At 33.0% G+C, this 25,854-nt stretch carries 18 protein-coding genes and 1 tRNA gene; 13 read left to right on the top strand and 6 right to left on the bottom strand.

Features of this window, described 5'->3' with window-relative positions:
* Positions 1-10 precede the first annotated feature (10 nt).
* The gene (gene rimP, locus MUN68_RS00705) at positions 11-475 is read right to left on the bottom strand and encodes a ribosome assembly cofactor RimP (protein WP_249996450.1); all 465 of its coding nucleotides are present in this window, start codon (positions 473-475) and stop codon (positions 11-13) included.
* A gap of 154 nt (positions 476-629) precedes the next feature.
* On the opposite strand from rimP, the gene MUN68_RS00700 reads away from it, so the two are divergent.
* Positions 630-1,454 (top strand): universal stress protein, encoded by an 825-nt coding sequence (locus tag MUN68_RS00700; RefSeq protein WP_249996449.1) that lies wholly within the window; start codon positions 630-632, stop codon positions 1,452-1,454.
* A 52-nt stretch (positions 1,455-1,506) separates the two neighbouring features.
* On the opposite strand, the gene MUN68_RS00695 is transcribed toward MUN68_RS00700, so the two are convergent.
* Positions 1,507-1,579, bottom strand: a tRNA-Gln gene (locus tag MUN68_RS00695).
* 149 nt (positions 1,580-1,728) lie between these two features.
* On the opposite strand from MUN68_RS00695, the gene MUN68_RS00690 reads away from it, so the two are divergent.
* Positions 1,729-5,124, top strand: a complete 3,396-nt coding sequence (locus MUN68_RS00690) for a glycosyltransferase family 117 protein (protein ID WP_249996448.1) — start codon at positions 1,729-1,731, stop codon at positions 5,122-5,124.
* A 6-nt stretch (positions 5,125-5,130) separates the two neighbouring features.
* On the top strand, positions 5,131-5,772 hold the full coding sequence (locus MUN68_RS00685) for a polysaccharide deacetylase family protein (protein WP_249996447.1): 642 nt from the start codon (positions 5,131-5,133) through the stop codon (positions 5,770-5,772).
* On the opposite strand, the gene MUN68_RS00680 is transcribed toward MUN68_RS00685, so the two are convergent.
* On the bottom strand, positions 5,769-6,065 hold the full coding sequence (locus tag MUN68_RS00680) for a thioredoxin family protein (protein ID WP_033957573.1): 297 nt from the start codon (positions 6,063-6,065) through the stop codon (positions 5,769-5,771). The genes MUN68_RS00685 and MUN68_RS00680 overlap by 4 nt on opposite strands.
* Positions 6,066-6,119: 54 nt before the next feature.
* Entirely contained in the window at positions 6,120-7,349 is a 1,230-nt protein-coding gene (locus tag MUN68_RS00675; protein WP_249996446.1) for a metallophosphoesterase, read from the bottom strand.
* 113 nt (positions 7,350-7,462) lie between these two features.
* Here MUN68_RS00675 and MUN68_RS00670 point away from each other — a divergent pair, with 113 nt between their 5' ends.
* The 6 genes from MUN68_RS00670 to MUN68_RS00645 all read left to right on the top strand — a co-directional run bounded on the left by MUN68_RS00670 (position 7,463) and on the right by MUN68_RS00645 (position 18,545).
* On the top strand, positions 7,463-10,408 hold the full coding sequence (locus tag MUN68_RS00670; RefSeq protein WP_249996445.1) for a GH92 family glycosyl hydrolase: 2,946 nt from the start codon (positions 7,463-7,465) through the stop codon (positions 10,406-10,408).
* 13 nt (positions 10,409-10,421) lie between these two features.
* A complete protein-coding gene (locus tag MUN68_RS00665) occupies positions 10,422-11,738 on the top strand; it encodes a sugar MFS transporter (RefSeq protein ID WP_249996444.1) in 1,317 nt (438 codons plus the stop codon).
* Positions 11,735-12,739, top strand: a complete 1,005-nt coding sequence (locus MUN68_RS00660) for a N(4)-(beta-N-acetylglucosaminyl)-L-asparaginase (protein WP_249996443.1) — start codon at positions 11,735-11,737, stop codon at positions 12,737-12,739. The genes MUN68_RS00665 and MUN68_RS00660 overlap by 4 nt, the downstream gene beginning before the upstream one ends.
* Positions 12,740-12,782: 43 nt before the next feature.
* Positions 12,783-14,732, top strand: coding sequence for a tetratricopeptide repeat-containing sensor histidine kinase (locus MUN68_RS00655; RefSeq protein ID WP_249996442.1), 1,950 nt, complete (start codon positions 12,783-12,785; stop codon positions 14,730-14,732).
* 108 nt (positions 14,733-14,840) lie between these two features.
* Positions 14,841-15,530, top strand: a complete 690-nt coding sequence (locus tag MUN68_RS00650; protein ID WP_249996441.1) for a LytR/AlgR family response regulator transcription factor — start codon at positions 14,841-14,843, stop codon at positions 15,528-15,530.
* Between the two features lie 180 nt (positions 15,531-15,710).
* A complete protein-coding gene (locus MUN68_RS00645; protein ID WP_249996440.1) occupies positions 15,711-18,545 on the top strand; it encodes a hypothetical protein in 2,835 nt (944 codons plus the stop codon).
* A 102-nt stretch (positions 18,546-18,647) separates the two neighbouring features.
* Here the strand turns inward: MUN68_RS00645 and MUN68_RS00640 are convergent, their stop codons facing one another.
* On the bottom strand, positions 18,648-20,057 hold the full coding sequence (locus tag MUN68_RS00640; protein ID WP_249996439.1) for an aldehyde dehydrogenase family protein: 1,410 nt from the start codon (positions 20,055-20,057) through the stop codon (positions 18,648-18,650).
* A 370-nt stretch (positions 20,058-20,427) separates the two neighbouring features.
* On the opposite strand from MUN68_RS00640, the gene MUN68_RS00635 reads away from it, so the two are divergent.
* On the top strand, positions 20,428-20,700 hold the full coding sequence (locus MUN68_RS00635) for a hypothetical protein (RefSeq protein ID WP_249996438.1): 273 nt from the start codon (positions 20,428-20,430) through the stop codon (positions 20,698-20,700).
* A gap of 71 nt (positions 20,701-20,771) precedes the next feature.
* Here MUN68_RS00635 and cphA read toward each other — a convergent pair whose 3' ends face one another.
* Positions 20,772-23,411, bottom strand: coding sequence for a cyanophycin synthetase (cphA, locus tag MUN68_RS00630; RefSeq protein WP_249996436.1), 2,640 nt, complete (start codon positions 23,409-23,411; stop codon positions 20,772-20,774).
* 106 nt (positions 23,412-23,517) lie between these two features.
* On the opposite strand from cphA, the gene MUN68_RS00625 reads away from it, so the two are divergent.
* From MUN68_RS00625 to MUN68_RS00615, 3 genes are read left to right on the top strand one after another with little or no spacing between them, the layout of a single operon-like run.
* Positions 23,518-24,378 carry a cyanophycinase gene (locus MUN68_RS00625; protein ID WP_249996435.1) on the top strand — a complete coding sequence of 287 codons (861 nt, stop codon included), beginning with the start codon at positions 23,518-23,520 and terminating at the stop codon, positions 24,376-24,378.
* Between the two features lie 42 nt (positions 24,379-24,420).
* Positions 24,421-24,765 (top strand): hypothetical protein, encoded by a 345-nt coding sequence (locus MUN68_RS00620; RefSeq protein WP_249996434.1) that lies wholly within the window; start codon positions 24,421-24,423, stop codon positions 24,763-24,765.
* The gene (locus MUN68_RS00615) at positions 24,731-25,852 is read left to right on the top strand and encodes an HTTM domain-containing protein (protein ID WP_249996433.1); all 1,122 of its coding nucleotides are present in this window, start codon (positions 24,731-24,733) and stop codon (positions 25,850-25,852) included. Before MUN68_RS00620 ends, MUN68_RS00615 begins: the two co-directional genes overlap by 35 nt.
* The last annotated feature ends 2 nt before the right edge of the window (positions 25,853-25,854 follow it).

The raw sequence follows: 25,854 nt of genomic DNA, 5'->3' as shown, positions 1-25,854 counted from the left end.
TTCTTATGAATTAAAATTTTATTACAACTTGAGCTGTACTTATCGTATCGTATGATAATTCAGCTTGCTTTTTTACAGTTACTTTGCCTTTCCCAATTGGTTTTGGCTCTCTTGTTTTCCACTCCAGAAGAATTTTTTCATCATTAACTTCTGTTAGTTTACCTTCAATAGCTTCATCATTTATTGTTTTCACACTCAATGTTCTGCCAATATTCTTTTTGTATTGTCTTTTATTGATTAAAGGTGACGTTGCTCCTGCTGACAACACTTCTAAAGAAAAATCTTGTTCTTCTCTATCCAGATTATGCTCTATTGCTCTACTAATAAACATGCAATCTTCAACAAGCACTCCATTGTCGCCATCTATTACAACCTTAATGATATTATCTCCTGACATATCAAAATCGACTAAAAACAGGTCTTCTCTTTCACTTAGACCTTCTTCTAATAATTTTTTTACGGAATCTCTGAACATTTTTAGTATAAAAAGAGCGGACTTCCCGTCCGCTCATTATTCTTTTTTCTTCAAACAACGCTGCAAATATACAATAATTATATTGATTTCACCAAGCTGTGATATGTCGATTTTTATTATTAAATTTAGGTAATTAAAATCAACCTTAAACTTTATGAAAAAAATATTAGTTCCAACAGACTTTTCACAAGAAGCAGAAAACGCATTAAAAGTAGCTGCGCAGATTGCAAAGAAGCATGGTAGTGAAATTTATTTATTACACATGTTAGAAATTCCAATGCAAGAAATTGATGCTGTAAATTCGCATGTTGAAGTTCCAGAGGTAATGTTTTTTATGAAAATGGCTCATAAAAAGTTTGAAGAAATTATGGAAAGTGATTATTTAAAAGATATTACTGTTCATGAAATTGTTAAACCTGAAGCATCATTTAATAATGTTACAGATATATGTCATGAGCAAGGTGCAGAAATAATTATCATGGGTTCACATGGTGCTAGTGGTTTTAAAGAAATGTTTGTTGGCTCTAACGCTGAAAAGGTTGTTAGAATGTCTGACATACCTGTATTAGTTATAAAAAACGAGCATGAGGAATTTAGCATAGACGATTTGGTCTTTGCTTCAGATTTCAAAAATGACAGTAAAGAAACCTATCGTCAAGCATCTGAATTTGCTACAGCATTTGGAGCTAAGGTTCATTTGTTAATGGTAAATACTGCAGGTAATTTTACAACTACTAAAAATGCAAAAGAGCGTATTAATACTTTTATAGAAGATTATAGCTTTAAAAATTATACGATCAACATATATAATGATGATAGTGTTGAAAAAGGGATTTTAAACTTTTCAAAAGATATTGACGCAGATCTTATTGGGATTAGCACACATGGCAGGCAAGGTATTGCACATTTTTTTAATGGAAGTATTAGTGAGGATTTAGTAAATCATGCCAATAGACCAGTAATTACATTCAAAATATAACAAACAAATTTATAAAAGAAAAAGTCTTCCAAATAATTGGAAGACTTTTTTGTTGGCCCACTAGGGATCGAACCTAGACTCTTTGGTACCAAAAACCAATGTGTTGCCAGTTACACCATAGGCCAATCTCTTAAAGAGGGTGCAAATTTAGTACAAAGTTTTATTTGTACAAACAAAATTCTATAAAATAATCAAAAAAGTATAACGTTTACTTAAAAACTTGAGCGTTTCATATAATTATTACTAAATTCGCTCGCACTAATAGACCTTGAATATGACACATTTCAACTTCAAGAAATGGAATACCATTTTAGGATGGTTTACGTTTACAATAGCATTGATTACATATGCATTAACCATTGAACCCACTGTAAGTTTCTGGGATGCTGGCGAATACATCTTAACTTCTTCAAAGTTACAAGTTGGGCATCCACCTGGAGCTCCTTTGTTTCAAATCTTAGGTGCTTTTTTCTCGATTTTTACTTTTGGGAATAATGAATTAATTGGTATGATGATGAACATGATGAGTGGCGTTGCTAGTGCTTTCACTATCCTTTTCATGTTTTGGACAATTAGTTTATTATTAAAAAAACTAGTATCTAATGAAGGTGAAGTCACTCAAAATGGATCAATTGCAATTCTAGGTAGTGCTTTTGTTGGCAGTTTAGCATTTACATTTACTGATTCGTTTTGGTTTAATGCTGTTGAAACTGAAGTGTATGCAATGGCTACACTAATTATGGCGATTTTGTTTTATTTAGGTTTACGCTGGGAACAAGACATGAACAAGCCTAGAGGTCATAAATGGTTAATCTTAATTGCATTTGTAATCGGACTTTCATTTGGCGTACACTTTATGGGACTTTTAACCATACCTGCTCTTGGCTTAATTTACTTTTTCAAGAATTATAAAAAGGTCAATCCTAAGAATTTTATAGTAGCAAATGTAGTTGCAGTTGCCATCTTATTATTCATATTTAAATTACTGCTTCCAAATGCCTTAAAATTATTTAGTGTATCAGAAATATTCTTCGTCAACACTATAGGCTTACCTTTTAATTCGGGGTCGATAATTGCTGGATTAACACTAATTGCAATATTTTATTTCAGTTTAAAAAAAACAAAGAAGAAAGGCTTAAAATATGCCAACACTCTTATTTTGTGTTTAATCTTCATTTTTATCGGATTTTCATCATGGCTAATGCTACCAATAAGAGCAAATGCAAATGTAATTATTAACGAAAATAACCCATCAAGTGCAAGAGAGCTTCTAGCATATTATAACTTAGAACAATATCCTGAAACACACTTGTTTTATGGTCCACTTTTTACAGAACAGTATACAGGTTTAGATGAAAACAACCCTTACATTGATGATAAACCTAAATATGAAAAAGACTATGATAAAGGCGAGTATGTCATTGTAAATGAATATAAAAATTCCAAGCAAAATTACAATTCTGTTCAAGCAGCAGTTTTGCCACGTATGTGGAGCACAGAACATGCTGAAAACTATATGATGTTTACCAATTTACTTGAGTTCAAAATCAAACCCGATTTAGGTATTACACTTTACAATGATGCCATTGCTCAAGGCTATCCAAATGACGAAGCAAGTCAGTATTCTAACTTAAGAGTGAATAGCATTAAAGAACAAGTAAATGCCTTCAGAAAGGATGTTATGGAAGGTCAAGTTGATTATGAAGATTATCATATGTTTCTGAAACAATTTGGGCAACAATATTTAGATATCGAAAAACCTTCTCTTTTAGATAATTTTCATTACATGATAGATTATCAATTAGGCTATATGTATTGGCGATATTTTATGTGGAATTTCACAGGACGTCAAGACGATATTCAAGGAAAATATACAGATTTACATGGTAATTGGATTAGCGGAATTGATTTTATAGATGAAATTCATCTAGGTATGTCTCAAGACAATTTGCCTAGTGATGTTGAAAACAACAAAGCTAGAAACACCTATTATTTCCTTCCATTTTTATTAGGACTTATTGGATTCTTTTATCTCATGTCTAAAGATCCTAAACGGTTTTGGGTGATGCTAGTATTCTTTTTGTTTACAGGATTGGCTATTCAATTTTATACCAATGTAAGACCATTTGAACCAAGGGAACGAGACTACTCTGTAGTAGGATCTTTTTATGTGTTTGCAATTTGGATTGGCTTTGGAGTTTATGCCATTTATGATCTTTTAAGAACTCAAGTGACCTCAAAGTTTTTAGCTCCAACGATCACTATCGCTTGTTTGGTTTTAGTTCCTGGTATTTTAGCAGCTAATAATTGGGACGACCACGATAGATCTGACAAGTATACTGCCAATGCCATGGCAAGACAATATTTAGAATCTTGTGCACAAAATGCAATACTTTTCACCATTGGTGACAACGACAGTTTCCCTCTTTGGTATTTGCAAGAAATTGAAGGTGTTCGAACTGATGTTAGAGTTGTTAATACAAGTCTGTTTCAAACCGATTGGTATATTGATCAAATGAAACGAAAAGCATACGAAAGTGACCCAATTCCTTCTCAATTGACTCATGATCAGTATAAATACGGAACTAGAGATTATGTAATGAGGCGAGAAATTACAGATGACACGTTAATGATAAAAGACTTCATGAATTTTATTGCTAATGATGACCCTAAATATAAACTGAAATACATTTTACAGCGTGAAGGTGAAGATCCTAGTGGTTATCCATCACAATTGCTGAATTCAAATTATTTCCCAACGAGATATATTAGAGTTCCTGTTGACAAACAAACTGTTTTAGACAATGGTATAGTTAAGCATAAAGATGCTGATAAAATACTACCTTATTTAGACGTTGAGATTAAAAGTAGTGCTTTATACAAAAACAGATTATTGATGTTAGATATCGTAGCAAATAACGATTGGAAACGTCCTATATATTTCACAGGAGGTGCTTTTAGTGATGAAGATTATATTTGGATGAAAGATTTCCTTCAATTAGATGGTTTGTGTTACAAATTAGTACCTATTAAAACAGCTATTGATAGAGCTAATCCATTTGATATGGGTCGAATTGATTCTGAATTGATGTACGAAAAAGTAATGTCTTGGGGCTGGGGAAATAGTGGTAGTGACGCTATTTACCATGATGTTGAAACTCGAAAAAACGGCATAACTTATAGAGGTAATCTTGCTCGTTTAATAGAACAACTTATTAATGAAGACCAACCAGATAAAGCAGAAAAAATAGCCGATTTAGCAATGGAAAAAATGCCTGTTGATAAATTTGGATATTACACTTTACTAGAGCCTTATATTGGTGCATATTTTGAAATTGAAAAGACCGAAAAAGCTAGAAAACTGTACCAAGATATTGCAATAAAATATCAAGAAAGTTTAAAGTATTACAGCGAACTATCAATTGAAAATCAAACACGATATCTCGACGAAATTGTTTCAGATATTGAGCGCTATAGAGGATTAGTTGATTTGCTGGTCATTTATGATGATAAGGAGTTAGCATTAAAAGAAACAGAGAAATTCAACAATTATCTTAGACTCTTTAGGCATTTTACTGATGAAGATGAGCCTGTTGATGATGATTACTTAAGAGAAGATGTTGATATTGCAAAAGATACTATAGATAGTATTCTAAAATTAGATCAATAGTGAATTGTGAAAATCACACCTGTTAAAACGCCATTAGTAGCAAAAAAAATGTTTCCAAATTATGTTTGGGATATTCCAACCAATACTAAAGAATTATATTTGACTTTTGATGATGGACCAACTCCAAAAGTCACAAATTGGACCTTAGACATACTCAAACAGTATAACGCAAAAGCTACGTTTTTTTGTATTGGTGCAAATATTGAAAAGCATCCTGAGATATTTCAAAACATTATAAAAGCAGGTCACACGATAGGAAATCACACCCAACACCATGTTAAAGGTTGGAAAACAAAAACCAAAACCTATATTTCAGAAGTTCTACAGGCTGAAAAGCAAATAGAACTACAACGATCTGAAAGATCTCATTTATTTAGGCCTCCATACGGACAAATAAAACCAAAACAAGGCAAAAAACTAATTGCTTTAAATTATAAAGTTATTATGTGGGACGTATTATCTTTCGATTGGCAGAAAGAAACTTCAAGAGAAGAGTGTTTAAACAATGTCATTTCAAAAAGCAAAAAAGGTAGTATTATCGTTTTTCACGATAGCATAAAAGCATCAAAAAATATGATGTATGCACTTCCGAAAGTTTTGGAATATTTTAGCGAAGCTGGTTTTAACTTTAAATCCTTGAATTTCTAAAGAAACTCTTGAACAATCCCAATAAGTGTATTAGCATCTTGTTCTCCACTATGACGCCATTTCATTTCGCCATTTTTATAAATAATAAGTGTTGGCAAGCCTTTAACACGAAGTGCTTCAGCTAATTCTTTGTTCTTATCAACATCTATTTTTATAACCTTAGCTTTATCACCAAGAGCTGCTGCTACATCACGCATTACAGGATGCATTGCTGTAGATTGTTCATTCCATTCAGTGAAAAAATCCAATAAAACAGGAATATCAACATCTATAAGTTCCCCAAATTTTGACATACGTTTAAACTTTTAAATTAAACATGTTACTACAAATATAACATTTCCACACTATTATGCATTATTTGAGCCTTTTTTAAGTGTAATCACAGTTACCTCAGGCCAAATTCCAACTCGACCAGGATAACCTAAATAACCAAATCCTCTATTTACATTTATATATTGTCCTAATTCTTTATAAATTCCAGCCCAATGTTTATACCTCCATTTTACAGGACTCCATTTTATCCAACCAGGAATTTCAATACCAAATTGCATCCCATGTGTATGACCACTCAAAGTTAAATGGTAATGGTATTCATCATTTACAACCTCAGCTTCCCAATGACTAGGATCATGGCTCATTAATATTTTAAAATCTTCAGAAGCGACTTGTGCAGATGCCTTCTTCAAATCTCCAGCTTTTTTAAATCCACCTTTTCCCCAATTTTCTACACCTACAATAGCAATTCGTTCTCCATTTCGTTCTAAAAAATGAGATTCATTTAATAACAAATTATAACCCATTTCTTTTTGAAGTGCTTTTAAAGCATCTAGATTTCGAGCTTTCTCTTCCTTTGTATCCCAACTTACATAATCGCCATAATCATGGTTTCCTAAAACTGAAAACACACCATCTTTAGCCTTCAATGTGCCAAAAAGATCTTTCCAAGGCAACATTTCTGAAGCTTTGTTGTTTACCATATCACCAGTAAACATAATCACATCTGACTGTTGTTCATTAATCAAGTCAATACCATACTTTATCTTTTCTCTGTTGTCAAAACTTCCGGAATGGATATCACTAATTTGAGTGATTTTATAACCATCAAAAGCCTCAGGTAAGTCTTCAAAGTGAAGCACATAATCTAAAACTCTAAATCGATATTTCCCTCTATACATTCCATAAAGCAAAGATGCAAATGGTATTGCAGCTAATCCAAGTGCGACAGTACTAATAAACTTTCGTCTTGACGGTAAGTAGAATGATTCTTTTGTTGCAAAAAGTTTGTCATACACACCTAGAAAAACTCGAATAATATCTTCTCCAATCAGGATAGGTACAATAATTAAATTTAAAGACATAAAAGCCAGTAAAAATCCAAAAGCATAACTTTTGGCAGGATTAAGAACTCGACCTTCAGCTCCTACCGAAAATTGATAAATAAAATTCCCTGCTACTATAATTGCAATAGCTATAAAAAGATAATGCAACCAACTTATTTTAGTTACTGTTTTAATGGCTTGATAACCATATACTGAAAAAAGAAAATAGATTAAAATAAAGATAATCCAACGCACCATACCTGTAGTTTTTTCAAAGGTAACCCATTTTAAAATGTAACTATATAGATGAAAAACATATTTAACTATACCTTAAGATTTACTATCTTTTCATTCGAATAAAAAAGCCTTTCATGAGATTACTTTTTTCTTTTGTTTTTATAGCTTTCATTTTATCGAGTTGTAACCCTGATTCTGAGACATATATCGCAAAAAAAGATACAGAACTTATTAATTATATAAACCCTTTTATTGGAACTGGAGGTCATGGTCACACCTATCCTGGTGCCTCAATGCCGTTTGGAATGATGCAACTTAGTCCAGACACAAGATTAGTTGGTTGGGATGGTTGTTCTGGTTATCACTATAGCGACGACTATATTTATGGGTTTTCTCACACACACCTAAGCGGAACAGGTGTAAGTGATTATGGCGACATCCTTTTGATGCCCACAAATACAATCAACTTTAATAATGGTAGCGACGGAAAATCGGGTTATCGTGCGCACTTTTCGCATGACAATGAAACTGCTGAAGCTGGTTTTTATAAAGTGCTTTTAGATTCTACAAACATTGAAGTAGCATTAACTGTTTCTAATCGAAGTGGCATTCATAAATATAATTATCCATCTTCAAGAAACCAATATGTCATCTTAGATTTAGACCATCGTGATGAATTGTTAGACTATAGAATCCAAATGATTAACGATTCTACAATTACTGGATTCAGACATTCTAAAGCTTGGGCAACAGATCAACGCTTGTTTTATACAATTCGTTTTTCAAAACCTATCAAGAATATTACATACCTAGAAAGAGGTGCTCCTATCTCTAAAAACTATAAATATATTAGTAAAAAAGCAGCTATTGAATTTGACAATTCGACTAATGAACCCGTTTTTGTAAAAATTGGTATTAGTGCAGTTGACCAAGAAGGTGCTCTTAAAAATCTCGAAGCCGAAATAGGCAGCAAAACCTTTGAGCAAATAAAAACAGAAGCACAAAAGAAATGGGAAACGCAACTTGAAAAAATAGTTATTGAATCACAAAACGAAGATCACAAAACCAATTTTTATACTGCATTGTACCACACAATGATAGCTCCAAATTTATACCAAGATGTAGATGGCCGTTATCGAGGCATAGACTTAAAAATTCATGAAACCTCAAATTTTGATTATTACACAGTATTCTCACTTTGGGACACTTATCGTGCCGCACATCCATTATATACTATTATCGAACAAGATCGAACTAATGACTTTATCAATACTTTTATCGCTAAATATGAAGAAGGTGGTATCATGCCAATCTGGGACTTAAGTGCGAATTATACAGGTTGTATGATTGGCTACCATGCGGCTCCAGTAATTGTTGATGCTTATTTAAAAGGTATAAATGATTATAACGTTGAAAAAGCGTTTGAAGCGATGAAACATTCGGCAACTCGAGATAAACTCGGACTTAAATCTTATAAAACATTTGGATTTATTCCTGTGGAAGAAGAAAGCGAATCCGTGTCTAAAACCTTAGAATATGCTTATGACGATTGGACCATTGCTCAAATGGCTAAGTCTATGAAAAAAGAAGAAGATTATAAAACTTATACTGAAAGAGCACAGTACTACAAGAATAGTTACGATTCAGAAACACAGTTTATGAGAGGTCGTTTCAGAAATACGTGGTTTGCTCCTTTTGACCCTTATGAAGTGAACTTTAATTACACTGAAGCCAACGCTTGGCAATACAGTTTTTATGTGCCTCAAGATATTACTGGTTTTACTAATCTTCTCGGCGGAAAAGATAAATTAGAAACGCAACTCGATGAATTATTTAGTGCTCAAGCTGAAACTTCTGGCAGAAGTCAATCTGACATCACTGGCCTTATAGGGCAATATGCTCACGGAAACGAACCAAGTCATCATATGGCTTACCTCTATAATTTCGTTAACAAACCACATAAAACTCAGGAGAAAGTTCATCAGATATTAACCGAATTATATACCAACGAACCTGATGGTATTTCTGGCAATGAAGATTGCGGACAAATGAGTGCGTGGTACGTGTTTTCTTCAATGGGATTCTATCCTGTAACTCCTGGTAGTAACCAGTATATTATTAGTTCACCTTTATTTGACAAAGCAACTATTAATTTAGAAAATGGAAAGAAATTTTCAATTATTGCTCATAATTTAACTGAAACCAATAAATACATCGAAAATGTTTCTTTAAATGGTGAAACATTAAACAGAAGTTATCTATTTCATGAAGACATCTTGAAAGGTGGATTATTAGAATTTCACATGACAGGACAGTCAACTATTTGGGGAACTCTCGATGGACAAGAACCAAAAACTGAAATTGTCGAACATTTAATTGTTCCAGTACCTTTTATTGCAAAAGGTGAAGTTACTTTTAAAGGTGAAACTGAAGTGATTTTAGATAATGTCGATAATGAAGCGTCTATTTTTTACAGTTTCGACAATTCAGAATTTATAGCATTTGAAAACCCTTTAATTATTTCTGAACCAACAACTCTTAAAGTCTATTCTGAAAACAACGGAATCAAAAGTGCAACAGTCGAAACCAAATTTTATAAGATAGATCCAAATCTGTCAATTAAACTCGAAACCGAATATGCAAATCAATACAATGCTGGTGGAAATGAAGCATTAATTGATGGTGTTTTTGGAACACAAGATTTTAGAACTGGAACTTGGCAAGGCTATTGGAATGAAGACTTGATTTCCACTATCGATTTAGGTCGTATCAAACCAATTCAAAATGTAAACGTGAACTTTCTACAAGACCAAGGTGCTTGGATTTTTTATCCAACTGAAGTAGAATGCTTAGTTTCAAAAGACGGAACACAATACAAATCTATTGAAACCATAAAAATAGATGCAGCTTTTAAAAATGAAGATATCATCATTAAAAATTTAGCTTTTAAAATTCCTTCAGAACATTATCGCTACGTCAAAATTATAGCTAAAAAAATGGGAGAGTTACCGACTTGGCATTTAGGCAATCCTCAAGATGGCAAAAGCTGGATTTTTGTAGATGAAATATCAATTAAATAAAAAACGAATTAATATGAATCAACAAAAATCATATCGCTCGTCGTTTATTCTTTTAACCACATTATTTTTTCTTTGGGGATTTATTACTGTTTTAGTAGATTCTTTAGTACCAAGACTAAAAGAGCTTTTTACATTAAGTTATGCGCAAGCCATTATGGTTCAGTTTGCTTTTTTTGGTGCATATTTTATCTTATCAGTTCCTGCAAGTTATATTCTTTCAAAAATTGGCTATAAAAAAGGAATCATTCTCGGCTTGTTAACGATGGCTATAGGCTGTTTACTCTTTTATCCAGCAGCATCTTATCGTGTCTTCGGAATATTTATTCTCGCTTATTTTATTTTAGCTGGAGGCATCACCATTTTACAAGTCGCAGCCAATCCTTTTGTTACTGTTTTAGGTAGTGAAGAAGGGGCTTCAAGTCGATTAAATTTATCTCAAGCGTTTAACTCCTTAGGAACTGCAATCGCTCCTCCCGTTGGTGCTTTATTTATATTAAGCGATCGAATTAAAACCGAAACTGAAATTGCAAATCTTACAAGTGAAGCTAAACAATTATATTTATCTGCTGAAGCTTCAGCAGTACAAAAACCCTTTTTAGGATTAGCAGTTTTCATCATATTAATTGCCTCAATTTTCTTTTTTGCAAGACTTCCAAAGTTAATAGATGAAACACTTACAGGAACTTATTCTGGAGCATTCAAAAACAAAAACCTGATGTTTGGTGTTTTAGGCATTTTCTTTTATGTAGGTGCTGAAGTATCTATTGGCAGCTTTTTAGTCAACTATTTTCAAGACATGAATATGGTTCCAATAATTAGAGAAAGTTCAGCACTAATGAACATTGCAGATGCTGTCGCAACCATGTTCTTTAAATCTTTAGATGGTACAGACGAAAAGGCATTACTTGGAATTTTTGTAATTTTCTATTGGTCTGGAGCAATGATTGGACGTTTTGTAGGTTCGTATTTAACCAAAATCATGAAGCCAGGGAAAGTCTTGGGCATTTTTGCAAGCATTGCAATTCTATTGATTGTTATTTCAATTTCTAGTTCAGGTTTAATTTCAATGTGGAGCATTTTAGCAGTAGGATTATTTAACTCAATTATGTTTCCAACCATTTTCACACTTGCTATTGATGGTATTGGAGATTTGAAACCTAAAGGCTCTGGATTATTATGCATGGCGATTGTTGGTGGAGCGATCATTCCATTAATTTGTGGGAACCTAATTGATGAGCTCGGATTCAAACTTGCATTTCTATTTATTACCATTTGCTATGGGTATATTTTATGGTATGGTTATAAAAATTCTAAAAAAGTAATCCTATGAAACGTAGAAACTTTATAAAAAAAGCATCGCTTACAGGAGTTGGACTTACAGTTGGAAGTTCACTTATCAATTGTGCTGACACACCTTCCGAAGACAAAAAAGTAGTTGCAGGATTTTCAGCTAAAGAAACATTGCCAATGGTTATAGCTACTTGGCACGTGATAGATGCAACTGCAAAAGCAATGGACGTTTTACAAGCTGGAGGCAATGCCTTAGATGCAGTAGAACAAGGTTGTATGGTAGAAGAAGCTAATGAAAAAGGGCAATCTGTTGGAAAAGGAGGTTTACCAGATCGCGATGGAAATGTAACACTTGATGCTTGTATTATGGACAAACATGGTAATTGTGGATCTGTAGTCTATCTTCAAAACATTATGCATGCAGTTTCAGTGGCAAGAAAAGTCATGGAAGACACACCTCATGTCATGCTAGCTGGAGAAGGCGCAAAACAATTTGCAGTTTCAAAAGGATTTAAAGCTGAAGATTTACTGACTGATGCTTCAAAAGAAGCTTGGAAAACATGGAAAGTTGAAGCCCAATACAAACCTATTATTAATATCGAAAACCATGATACTATTGGCATGTTAGCAATCGATAAAAATGGTGATATTTCGGGAGCATGTACAACAAGTGGATTGGCTTATAAAATGCGTGGACGCGTAGGAGATTCGCCAATTATTGGGTCTGGCTTGTTTGTAGATAACGAAATTGGAGGTTGTGTTGCTACAGGTTTAGGAGAAGAAGTAGTTAAAACCGTTGGTAGCTTTTTAGTGGTTGAACTCATGCGACAAGGAAAAACGCCTCAAGACGCATGTGAAGAAGCAATTAGTAGAATCGTAAACAAACCAAATAGTGACTATAAAAATTTTCAAGTTGGTTATATTGCTGTGAACAAGAAAGGTGAAACAGGAAGTTACTCCATACACCAATGGTTTAGTATGACTAAATTTCAAAAGGGTGTCAATGAACAAATTCAATCAGATTATTTTAATAAAGCATAAATGAGTAAATTGGTGAAACAAACCATCTAAATTTTTAAATAAATTGAAATACATTTACCTTATTTTCTTGTTATGTTTTTCATATGTTTTGCAGTCTCAAAATAACACAGATAAACAAAAATTTATTGATTCCTTAATTCGTGTTGTTGATACATACGATGATAATTTTGAAAAAATAAGAGTCCTCACAAGCAATGCTGGTCAGTTACGTTATTCAAAAGATTCACGTGTTTTAATTGACAAAGCCATTAACGTTTCAAAAACTAATAATAATCCAAAACAGTATGCTAATTCTTATTACTCCTTAGGTAATTATTTCTATTACAATAGTCAATTAGATTCGGCTGAAGTTTACTTAGACAAGTCTATATCTTACGTTAATGATGAGACCATGCCTTTTTTAAGAGCATCAAATTTAATGACCAAAAGCGCCATTTACAGAAAGCACGGAAATATACCATTAGCTTTAGCAACTATGCTGAATTCTAAACGTTCATTAGATAAAATCGATACTTTAAAATTAGATGAAACCCAACGTCATAAATTTAAAGGTGAAAGTTCTGTTTTAAACAACTCTTTAGCAAATTTTTACAATCAAATGGAAGAATTTGATAAAGCTTCCGAGTATTATGACAATGCCTACAAAGCATCTCTAGCTCTAGAGTCCTATGTTAATGCTGGAATTATAATTTCCAATAAAGGTGAAATGATTTTAAATCAAAATCGATACAAAGAAGCTCTCGAGCTATTTAAGAAAGGGAAAGTACTTAAAGAAAAAGGCAAAGCTCCAATGCGATTTATTATGAGTTCAGCTTTAAATATAGGCAATGCACATTCTAAGTTAAAAAACTATACAGAAGCACTAACATATTTAAATGAAGCTCATCAATATTATGAAGAAGAAGGCATTACTGAAAATTTAACCATTGCAAAAAATTATCGTGGAAATCTATATTTTGAAACTGGTAAATACGATTTAGCTATTCAAGAGTGTAAAAGTGCAAAAGTCTTAGCATTAGAGTCTGAAAATCTAGAATTAACTTCTGAAGCATGTGATTGTTTATCTAAAGCTTATAAAGCTGTTGGACAATTTGATAAAGCTTTAGAAAATTATCAACTACTCACTAAAACTAACGATTCTATTTTTAATGAAAATAACATCAAAAAGCAAACGCAACAAGAAATGCAATATGCGTTTAATAAAACTGAAGAACTAAATGCATTAGAACTTGAAGCCAAAGAAAAACAAAGTAAATTGTATTCTTATTTAGCTGTATTAGGTCTTTTATTAGCTGTAGTTTTAGGTTTTTTCTTTTACAGAAATAAAAAGCAGAATATTAAACTTGCCAAGCAGAAAAAATTACTTGAAGTTTCTGTAGATGAAAAAAACGTGTTACTTAAAGAAACACATCATCGTGTAAAAAACAGCTTTCAAATTGTATCTAGTTTATTGTATTTACAATCTGAAAACGTTGAAGATAAGGAAGCTAAAATTGCCATCAAAGAAGCTGAAAACAGAGTGCGATCTATGGTATTAATTCATCAAAGATTATATAATAAAGATGAACTAATTGGAATTAACACCCAAGATTATTTTAGTGATTTGGTCCGTGATATTTTTGAAAGTCATCAGTTTAAGTCCGAATCAATTTCATATAATTTAAATGCAGAACCTTTAGTTTTAGACATTGAGACTACTACTCCAATTGGTTTAATTTTAAATGAACTCATTGTAAACACCTTAAAACATGCTTTTGATGAAGTTACTTCAAAAAGCAGTATAGATATTATGTTTTATAAAGAAAATGAGCATTTGATATTAAAAGTTATCGACAATGGCAAAGGCTTTGAAGGTGAAGTTAAAAGTACATCTTTTGGAATTACTTTAATGAAAGCTTTATCTAAGAAATTGAAAGCCACATTAGATTATAGGTCTGAAATAAATAAAGGAACAGAAGCAACATTAATTATAAAAAAGTATAACCTACTTTAAATAATTCTTTAATATAAAATGCAGTCACTAAAAATAAAGCATCATTCACTAAGTTTTTAAATGATATGGTTTAGCTTTATCATAGTTTCCTAAAAAGCCAAGATTAATTTGAAAGCATTACAAATTTATATTGTAGAAGATGAACCCTTAATTGTATCAACCATAGAAACTGCCTTGTTAAAACAGGGCTACAAAATTGTTGGCGATGCCGAAGATGTTATCAGCGCTATAAAGGATATTAAAACATTACAACCTGATTTAATTCTAATAGACATTCAATTAGAAGGTTCGCAAGATGGCGTTGATTTAGCTTTAGAATTAGACAAAGCGCAACTTCCTTATCTCTTTTTAACCTCTCAAACCGATCCTGAAACAGTAGCTCGAGTAAAACAAACAAATCCTTTAGGTTATATCGTAAAACCTTTTACCGAAGCTGGATTACGTAGCAATATAGAATTGGCTTGGCATAATTATGAGTCAAGAAATTCTGATTTTTTAATGTTAAAATCAGAAGGTAGATTACATAAAATTAATCAAGACAGTATTTTGTACCTTAAAGCATTTGATAATTATTGCTATGTGTATACAGCTTCCAAAAGCTACTTAGTGCCACATACATTAAAATACATGGCGGAACAATTAAACAAGGATAACTTTATTAAAACACATCGTTCCTATTGGGTAAATGTGAACCATATCGATTCGGTTGGTATCAATGAATTGGTTTTAAAAACCGAACCCATTCCAATAAGCGCTTCACAAAAAAGCTTGGTATTGAGTAAATTAAAAAGCACATAATCTAGATTATCTGTGTTTACTAAAAAAAGTAATGTATTTACTAAATATAATACTGGCAACATAACTTATTAATTAGTTTTAACTAGCTATTAATAAGAATTTCAAGTGGTTTTTCACAAATAACGCTCCTACATTCCCACATCGTTATTTCCACTAAAATTCACCTCAAAGACATCTGTTATGAATTTTAGACTACTAATATTTTGTGTACTATTATTTACAATTTCAATTATAAATGCCCAAGTTGGAATTGGAAACACAAACCCACAATCCTCTTTAGACATAAGTGCAAGCAACAGCTCAAGTCCAACAAATAGTGATGGTATTCTAATTCCGCGAATGAGTGCCTTTCCTGCTTCTCCTGGATCAACACGTGACGGAATGCTTATTTTTTACACTGGAACTAGTAGCTCAGGCAAAGGGTTTTATTATTGGAATCAAGGTACAGGTTGGGTGTTTTTATCATCTGGAGGCAAAAACACTTTAGATCAAGCTTATGATGAAGGAGGTGTGGGAAATGGTAAAACTATTAATGCAACAGATGGTGCAGTAACTATTAATGGCGAAGATGGTTTGTTGATAACTGGTACTTTTGGAGTTGGAGAAACAATCTTAGCCTCTGGCTCAGGTACTCGTATGTTTTTTAATCCTCGAAAAGCTGCTTTTAGAGCTGGTTACGTAAATGGAACAAATTGGGATGATGCTAATGTTGGAGACTATTCTACAGCTTTGGGATATGACACAAGATCTTTTGGAGATTATTCAACTGCTTTAGGAATTTTAACTGATGCTTCTGGATTTTCTACTACTGCCTTGGGATATATAACAGAAGCTTCAGGGAATTATTCTACGGCGTTTGGAAGAAATTCAACGGCTTCAGGAGAGTATTCTACTGCCTTTGGAAACAACTCTACAGCTACTGGAGAGTATTCTACTGCTTTTGGAGACAATACAACAACTTCTGGAGAGTATTCTACCTCTTTTGGAAGAAATTCAAGCGCTTTAGGAGATTATTCTACTTCCTTTGGATACAACACAGTAGCATCAGGAACTTATTCTACGGCGTTTGGAAGAAATTCAACGGCTTCAGGAAATGACACTACTACTTTTGGATATGGAACTGAAGCCACAGGAGTTCGTTCTACTTCGTTTGGATCTTCAACTGAAGCTTCAGGTGCTTATTCTACCTCTTTGGGTTCTGCAACTGAAGCTTCAGGAAATTACTCTACCGCTTTTGGGCGTAACACCGAAGCACCTTCGTATGCAGAAACTACAATAGGTTTATATTCTACAATATATACGCCTTCTAGTTTAACCACTTTTAATAATAATGATCGGCTATTTAGTATAGGTAATGGCACTAGTAGTAGTAGTAGAAGCAATGCCTTAACCATCTATAAAAATGGTTTGATGAATATTAATGACGAGTACAATATGCCACTTACAGATGGAATTAACGGTCAAGTATTAACTACAGATGGTTCTGGACAAATAAATTTTACAACATTGTCTTTAACTAATACACAAAACACTTTAGATCAAGCTTATGATGAAGGTGGATCTGGAGCCGGAAGAACTATTAATGTAGATAATGGCAGAGTCACTATGATAGGTGAGTCAGAAATACTTGACCTCTCTTCTTCTAACATAGATAGTAATAATGATAGTACACTGAGTATTAATTCCTATTTAAATGGTAATAATAATAATAATGGTATTTATATAGGTTTATGGGGAACAAACCCAACAAGTAGCCCAAATATAGGAGTGTCGAATGCCATAAACAATTACATTAGACATAGTACAGTAAATGGAATCACAACTGGATTGAAAAACTCTTTTGTTTTAGGAACAAATTCGGGAATGAATCCATTTTCAACTGGATTCAGAGGTGTCTTAAATGATTTCTATTCGGTGACAAATGCAAATGGCAAAAATATTGGAATTGAGAATTTATTTTCGAGAAGTTCTAACATGCAGATAGGAATAGAAAATAATTTTAGGGCAAATGCCACCTTATCCTATGGTGTTTGGAATCATACACTAGGCAATTTGAATTCTGAGCATACAGGTGTATATAACCAACTAAATAACATTACAGGAACGAGCAATACTTATGGTGTACGCACCTCTATATCTGGTTGGAGTACTGGAATAAAATATGGCAGCTATATAGATATTAACTCATCTGCTGGAGGAACTCATTATGGAATATACAGCAATGTAACCAAATCTAATAGCTATGCTGGTTATTTTAGAGGACGAATGTCTTTAGGTACAGGAACTACTAATAGATATTTAATGCCTGATGTAGACGGAACAGCAAATCAAGTATTAACTACAAATGGTGCAGGAGTTACGTCATGGTCAATACCTACAGAAGTAGATGGTGATGTTACCAACGAACTACAAGATTTAACTTTAACTGGAGACGAATTACAAATTTCTAGTGGTACATCTGCAAACATGCGAGCATTCATGAATCCAAAATATCCAGATGGATTTGCAAATGTAGATCCTATAACATTTAATGATTTAACAGGAGCAAATAACTATACAGTACCTGCAGGGAAAAATTTATATATTACTAATGTCTTTAGTGATTCCAATTTTGCCGACCTCACTGTTGATGGTAATTTTTCTATTCTATCTGGACAGCAAAACACGGCTGATTATCAATCAATCAATAATCCAATAATTGTAGGCTCTGGTAGTGTCGTAGAAGCAGATCTAGCATTAGTGAAAGTGAATGGATTTTTAGTAGATGCCTATTGTGAACCTATCAATATCAATGCAACTTATACAGTGCCAGCTGGTAAAATCCTAGTTATTCTTAATTATTTGGGTTTTCACAGTGATTTAATTGTGGCGAGTACTACAGTATATAATGGTAGCGGAACAAATAATAATGCAGGATTCATTTCTTTTATAAACCCCATATTTGTAGACACTGGTGAAGCCGTTAGTTCAACTGCCGGATCTTATAATATTAATGGTTACTTAATAGATAAGTAATCTGTAATTAATTATAATTTCAACACATATCTATTAATTGAAAATGCTATTCAATTGTATTTTTGAGAAGAAAAGTCGTTTGTAGGGAACGGCTTTTTTTTATTAAAACCACTTAATCGTTAAATCCACAAGCTTTTGTTTAAAGTTCGTATAAGGTGGCATCAATAAATCTACAGCTCCAATAGTTTGTTGTTTTAAGACCGAACGTTGATTTGTAAATTCTAAAAAACCGAAATAACCATGAGACTTTCCAATACCACTATTGTTAGAACCTCCAAAAGGTAAATTATGATTTAAGAACTGTAATAAGTTATGATTAATACACGTACTTCCTGCTCTAGTATTATTGATAATGTAATTGATATTCGTTTTGTTTTTACTAAAAATATACAATGCTAAGGGTTTTTCTTTTGAATTAATATAACCAACAACCTCATCTGTTTTACGATAAGTTTTGATAGGAAGAATTGGTCCGAAAATTTCATTCTGCATAACAGCACTGTCTTCAGGAGCATTAAATATTAATGTAGGCTCCATATAATTGTCTTTTTCTTCTGAAATTCCACCAAGTTCAATTGAAGCGTTTTTAGAAATAGCATCTTCCAAATACCCTTTTAATCTATTGAAGTGTTTCTGATTCACAATTCTTCCTAAGGAATCTGAAGCGGAAGGATTTTCAGAATAAAACGCTGTAAGATGCTTTTTAAAGGCACTTTTAAATTCAGATACAATAGATTCATTAACGAATACATAATCTGGAGCAATACACGTTTGTCCAGCATTGAGAAACTTTCCGAAGATAATTTTCTTAACGGCTTTATCTAAATTAGACGTGTCATCAATAATGACTGGCGACTTTCCTCCTAATTCTAAAGTCACCGAAGTTAAATGCTCTGAAGCAGCTTTCATCACGATTTTGCCAACTTGTGGAGACCCTGTAAAAAAGATATGATTAAAAGGAAGCTTCAGCAATTCTTGTGATACCTCAACTTCACCTTCGACAAGTGCAACTTCATTGTCATTAAAAATGTCGCTTATAATAGTTGACATCACCTTAGACGTATGTGGTGTCATTTCACTCGGTTTTAAAATAACCGTGTTTCCTGCAGCAATGGCAGACACTAATGGTCCGAATGTAAGATTCACAGGAAAGTTCCAAGGAGAGATAATCAAACAGACGCCTTTAGGTTCATTTTTAATCCATGATGAACTTCCAAGCAAAGCCGTAGGTGTATCAACCTTTTGTCGTTTTAACCAAGACTTTAAATGCTGACTTACAAAATTAATTTCGTCAATGACAGGATAAATCTCTGTAAGGTCTGTTTCGAGCGTTGGTTTTTTGAAATCTGCATAAAGCGCATCTCTGATCTCTTGCTTATACGTTTTTTCTAAAGCAAGCTTAAGAGCTTTCAACTTTTTGATACGTTCTTTATAAGTTGTATTACCAATATGAAACTGATTTTCTCTTTGTCTCTTGAAAAGGGTTGCGTAGGTATTATCTGAATAATTCATTCGTTGTTCTAGTAAAACTGAAAGATACAAAATTCCGTACCTCCTATTTATCCGATGAGTATTAAAAAACCATCGATGAACGGTAAATCCTAACGCATTTACACTCACAACCCATATAAACAAAGGGATTATAAAAACTAGTGTCAATTTCACCGCCGAAATGCACATCAAAAAACCACTTACCCAAGAAATATATCACTTAATCTACAACGTATTTATTGGGCTTCAAGCCGATTTTGTGTAGTTCACCGATGTTTTTTACGAACCGTTTCATCTTAACTAAAAATCGGTCGTTTTATCCAAAAATTTCATCCTCAACCTGTATTGTGATGTTTCTTTGACATGAGTTTAATAACAAAAACAAACAATTATGAAAACAGTTTTAACAATATTAGCGATCACATTATTACCTTTCTTATCTACAGCACAAGAAGCTAATACAGATATCAATAATGACGATACAATTGAAACTGTAATTGAAAACAATATTGAAACTCAAGTAATTAAAAGTGAAACTGCTGCTGCTTCTGCAGTAAAAGCTCAGATTATTAAAATTAACCGCAAGAAGAGTTCTGAAATCATTAGCATTAAAGCTTACAGAAAGAGTTTACACATTAAAGTAAAAGAAGTAAGAGTTTGCTAAGAGTCAATAGATATTATAAAAAAAGCCCGAAACAATGTTTCGGGCTTTTTTTATTTTTATTCTGAAAATAACTAAGCAAGATTTAATTCTCCTTTTGCTTCTAGTTCTTTAAACTTCATAACTAAATCTAATGCATCAGGAATCACATCACTACATAATATAATTAGCGAGCCTTTTACTGCATTTTTAACAGCAAACGTGATTGCTTCTTTCTCAGAAGGAATAATAGTCGTTTTCTTATTAGGATCTTTCATTTTAATGCCATCATTCAACATTTTGATAAGCTCCTCTTCCGTTTTTCCGCGTAAGCGTTTATCCTGACGAATAATTATTTCATCAAACATTTCAGCTGCAATTCCACCCATTTCATTATTATCTTCAACACGTCTATCACCAATTCCTGCAATAATACCAACTTTAACTGTGGCATCTAATTCATCTGTAAACTTCTGAAGTGCTCTCATTCCCGCTGGATTATGTGCATAGTCTAAAAGAATTGTAAAATCTTTGAATTCAAATATATTTAAACGTCCAGGAGTTTGAGCAGCAGAAGGAATAAACGTTTCTAAAGCAGCTTTCATATCTTCGATGCTAATACCTTGTACATGTGCAGCTAATACAGCTCCAAGTACATTTTGAATCATGAATTTTGCTTTTCCTCCATAAGTTAATGGAATGTTTTCAGCCTTCATTAAACGCATTTTCCATTCACCTCTACAAATAGTAACCCAATCGTTTTCATATACTGCAGTAATTCCATTAAGTCGTTGTAGTGCTTTTATACGTGGATTATTTTCATCCATAGAAAATAGAGCAACATTACAATTCACATTACGTCTCATATCATACACCAAATCGTCATCTGCATTTAAAATAGCATAGCCATCTGGCAATACTGTTTCAGGAATTACGGCTTTCACTTTTGCTAATTGTTCAATGGTATGAATTCCTTTTAACCCTAAATGATCTGCAGCAACATTAGTTACTACAGCGACATCACATTTTTTAAATCCTAAACCAGCGCGTAATAACCCTCCTCTAGCACATTCTAAAACTGCAAAATTCACCGTTGGATCTTTAAGCACAAATTCTGCACTTGCAGGACCAGTGCAATCACCTGTCATTAATAATCGATTTTGGATATACACACCATCGCTAGTGGTATAACCAACACGATACCCTTTCATTTTAGCAATGTGTGCTATTAAACGTGTTGTAGTTGTTTTCCCGTTTGTACCAGAAGTTGCAATTATAGGAATACGTCCAGTTTCACCTTTTATTGGAAATAATTTATCTATCACAGGAGCTGCAACATTACGTGGCAATCCGCTTGTTGGTGCTAAATGCATTCTAAATCCTGGTCCAGCATTAACTTCAAGAACAGCGCCTCCAGTTTCGGATAATGGTTTAGAAATATCTGTGGTCATGATATCAATACCGCAAATATCTAAATCAATAATTTTAGATATTCGTTCAGCCATACTTACATTAGCAGGATGAATAATGTCTGTAATATCTTCAGCTGTTCCTCCTGTACTTAGGTTTGCAGTATCTTTCAAAATTAGTCGTTCGCCTTCTGCAAGAACTGAATTTAGCGTATAACCAGCATCTTTAATGATGGTTTTTGTCAATTCATTAGTTGTTATTTTGGTAAGCACATTTTCATGCCCAAAACCACGACGAGAATCAGAATTCACTATGTCAATCAATTCTTGTACTGTAGATTTTCCATCACCAATAACATGAGCAGGTGTTCTGATTGCTCCAGCAACTAATACATTATTAATGACTAACAATCGATAATCTTCACCAGTAATAAATTTTTCGACAATGATTGCTCCACTTTTAGAACTCTCTTTGGCATGATGAAATGCTTGAAGTGCATCTTCATAATTTTGAATATCAACCGTAATACCTCGGCCATGATTGCCATCAATTGGCTTAATCACTAACGGATAACCTACATAGCGACAAGCGTCTTCTAAACTGCGCTCGCGACGAATAATATCACCTTTAGGCACTTCAACTTCAGCTTGCTCTAAAAGGTATTTAGTATCTTCTTTATCGCAAGCCAATTCTACACCAATACTACTTGTTTCACTCGTTACAGTAGCTTGAATTCGTTTTTGATTGGCTCCATAACCTAACTGACACAATGAATATTTATTTAATCGAATCCAAGGAATTCCACGAGCTTCCGCTTCTTCAACAATAGACCCAGTACTTGGACCTAATCGATCTGCTTCACGTAACTCACGCATTTCCTGAATATCTTGAGATAAATCATAGTCTTCACCACTAATCAAAGCGTCACAAATTCTAACCGAAGCTTTCGCTGCAAAACGACCAACAGATTCTTCCATATAAGCGAAAACCACATTATAAACCCCTTCTTCTCCATAACCTCTTGTTCTTCCGAAGCCAACATCCATTCCTGCAAGTGTCTGAATTTCAAGAGCAATATGCTCGATAATATGACCCATCCAAGTACCTTCTTCAACACGTTGAAAAAATCCACCAGCTTCTCCTACAGAACAACGATGTTCATACATCGTTGGAAACATCGTTTTTAATCGATCATAAAAACCATCAATCTTATTAGATGGTAATTCTTCCATCTCTTCAAGATCAAGAACCATTACTATTAATTTATGTCGTCTAACAGACCAATAATTTGGTCCTCTCATGGCATTTATCTCGCGTATTTTCATGTAATATTATTTTCAGTTAGTTAATGTGAAAGATTATAAATATAACATTTTTCAATAGAAAATTTAGTTTATTTTTGTCCAATATTCAAACCAGAGAAAGATTTATATGTTGACGAATAAAGGAACACTAATACCTATTGGTGGAAATGAGGATAAAGGAACAGAAGAGAACGAACAATACACTTTAGAGTTTATTGATGAAGGCATTTTATATCATGTTGTTAGAGAAGCTGGAGGTTCGGATGCTAAAATTGTTGTTATCCCAACTGCATCAAGTATTCCTGTAGAAGTTGGAGAAAATTACTTAGAAGCGTTCTCAACTTTAGGTTGTGAAAATGTTACAGTATTGGACATTAGGAGCAAAGCAGATTCTGAAAAACAAGAATCTATAGATTTAATAACATCTGCTAATTGCATCATGTTTTCTGGTGGTGATCAATCTAAAATTACAGACAAAATTGGAGGCACTAAAATTCATGAAATCATAAGACATCGTTATAAAAACGAAAAGGGTTTTGTTGTTGCTGGCACAAGTGCAGGTGCAATGATGATGTCACAAGAAATGATAGCTGGAGGTAGCGCTACTGAATCCTTTATTAAAGGAGCCGTAAACATGTACAAAGGATTAAGCTTAATCCCTGGTTTAATTATCGATACACATTTTATTAAACGTGGTCGTTTTGGTAGAATTTCTGAAGCTGTAGCAAAATTCCCTAAGTTAATTGGTATTGGTCTTGCAGAAGATACTGGTATGATTATTAAAAATAATAAATGTAGAGTTATTGGCTCTGGTATGGTTATAATCTTTGATGGTAGACGTATAAAACACAACAATCATAAAATACTTAGTCCAGGCACTCCAATGTCATTAACAAATATGCGAACTCATATTTTATCTAATGGAGATTCCTTTCATATCGATAAGAAAAAAGTGAAAGTGCTCGCTATAGAAGCACCTTTTATCTAATTTTCTTGAATCTTATTCTAATTTCTTATAGATTTGAGTCTTATGAAAGTTAGGGTTTTTATAGGCATACTTTTCCTGCTACTTCAAGTCGGCTCAATGACTTATGCACGTTTTATACCTGAACGCTTTTTTTGTTGGGCACCATATGATACACATGTAAAGTTTGAAGTTTTTGTAACTATCGATGGAAACACCTTAAACCCAGAAGACACAGAAGCGCGTTACAAATACAAAATGAAGGGTTGGGAACAACGCTCTATTGATAATATCTTCTCATTGATTTCACAATATGAACGTACGTATGGCAAAGTTGATAATGCAAAAGTGCTAATGACATATTCTATTAATGGACATGAAGAACAAGAATGGCGATTTGAACATGAATAGTTTATCTGCATTCATATTAAGACCATTTCAATTTGAAGGCACAAAGTTGCAGCCAAATGTATTATTGATGTGTAAGCTATTGGTCATATTATTGACTGCTCATCACATGTTTTTTAAAATCGCTGATCCATTTATCCCTTTTATTCCTACTTTAGATTGGTTTAATGAGCATCCTAATTTGTTTAAGTATTCTCTAAGATTCATCTACGCATTAAGTGCTTTTGCTTTGCTTTTCAATATTAAAGTTCGTACAGCAAGCATTGTAACTGGTTTAGTCGTTATATTAAACATACTGGCTTCAAAACCTTTGTTTTTTAATCATGCTTTTATTTGTGGTTGTGCTTTGTTTTTAGCAGGATTAACTAACGACAAAGAACCTCCTTACTTACTAATATTTCAATTAAGCTTGGTGTATTTTGGAGCTTCAATAAATAAATTTTTAGAACCAGACTGGTGGTCTGGAGCGTTTATGAACACGTGGTTAGGAGTTGCAAGAGAGAATCCTATTTATTTGTATTTTTCTGAGTTTTTACCAGAATTACTCCTTGCTAAAGTATTATCTTATATCGCAATGTTTACTGAATTTATAATTGCTATATTAATCTTAATAAAGAGAACTCGACATCTTACACTTTGGTTTATCATTATTTTTCACATGTCATTATATACATTAACTTCTTCTAGATTTGGTCACTTTATAGATTCATTAGCTATCATATTATTGGCGTTTTTGAGTATCCCAAAAGAACAATTGATTGTGAATTACAAATCGCAAACTTTAGATACATTAAAACGTTTTTTTAAGTTTCTTGATCGAGACAAAAAGCAAATATGGTCACCTTTTTCTTCGGAAAACACATATTGGCTTAGTCTTAAAACTAAAAACAAAATAGTATATAATCATGATGCTTTGAAGGATCTCTTTTTATATACACCTAATTTTTTTATGCTCATACTATTTATAGATATGACATTATATGTTATTCTCTATAATCATAGAACGACGTTGTTTGTATTCAATATGATCTTTATATGGAGTGTTATTTTTTATTTCTTACCAGTAAAATGGTTCAAGAAGAAGATATAATC

Source organism: Psychroserpens ponticola (assembly GCF_023556315.2).
Taxonomy (GTDB): domain Bacteria; phylum Bacteroidota; class Bacteroidia; order Flavobacteriales; family Flavobacteriaceae; genus Psychroserpens; species Psychroserpens ponticola.
This window is presented reverse-complemented; position numbering and strand designations above follow the sequence as displayed.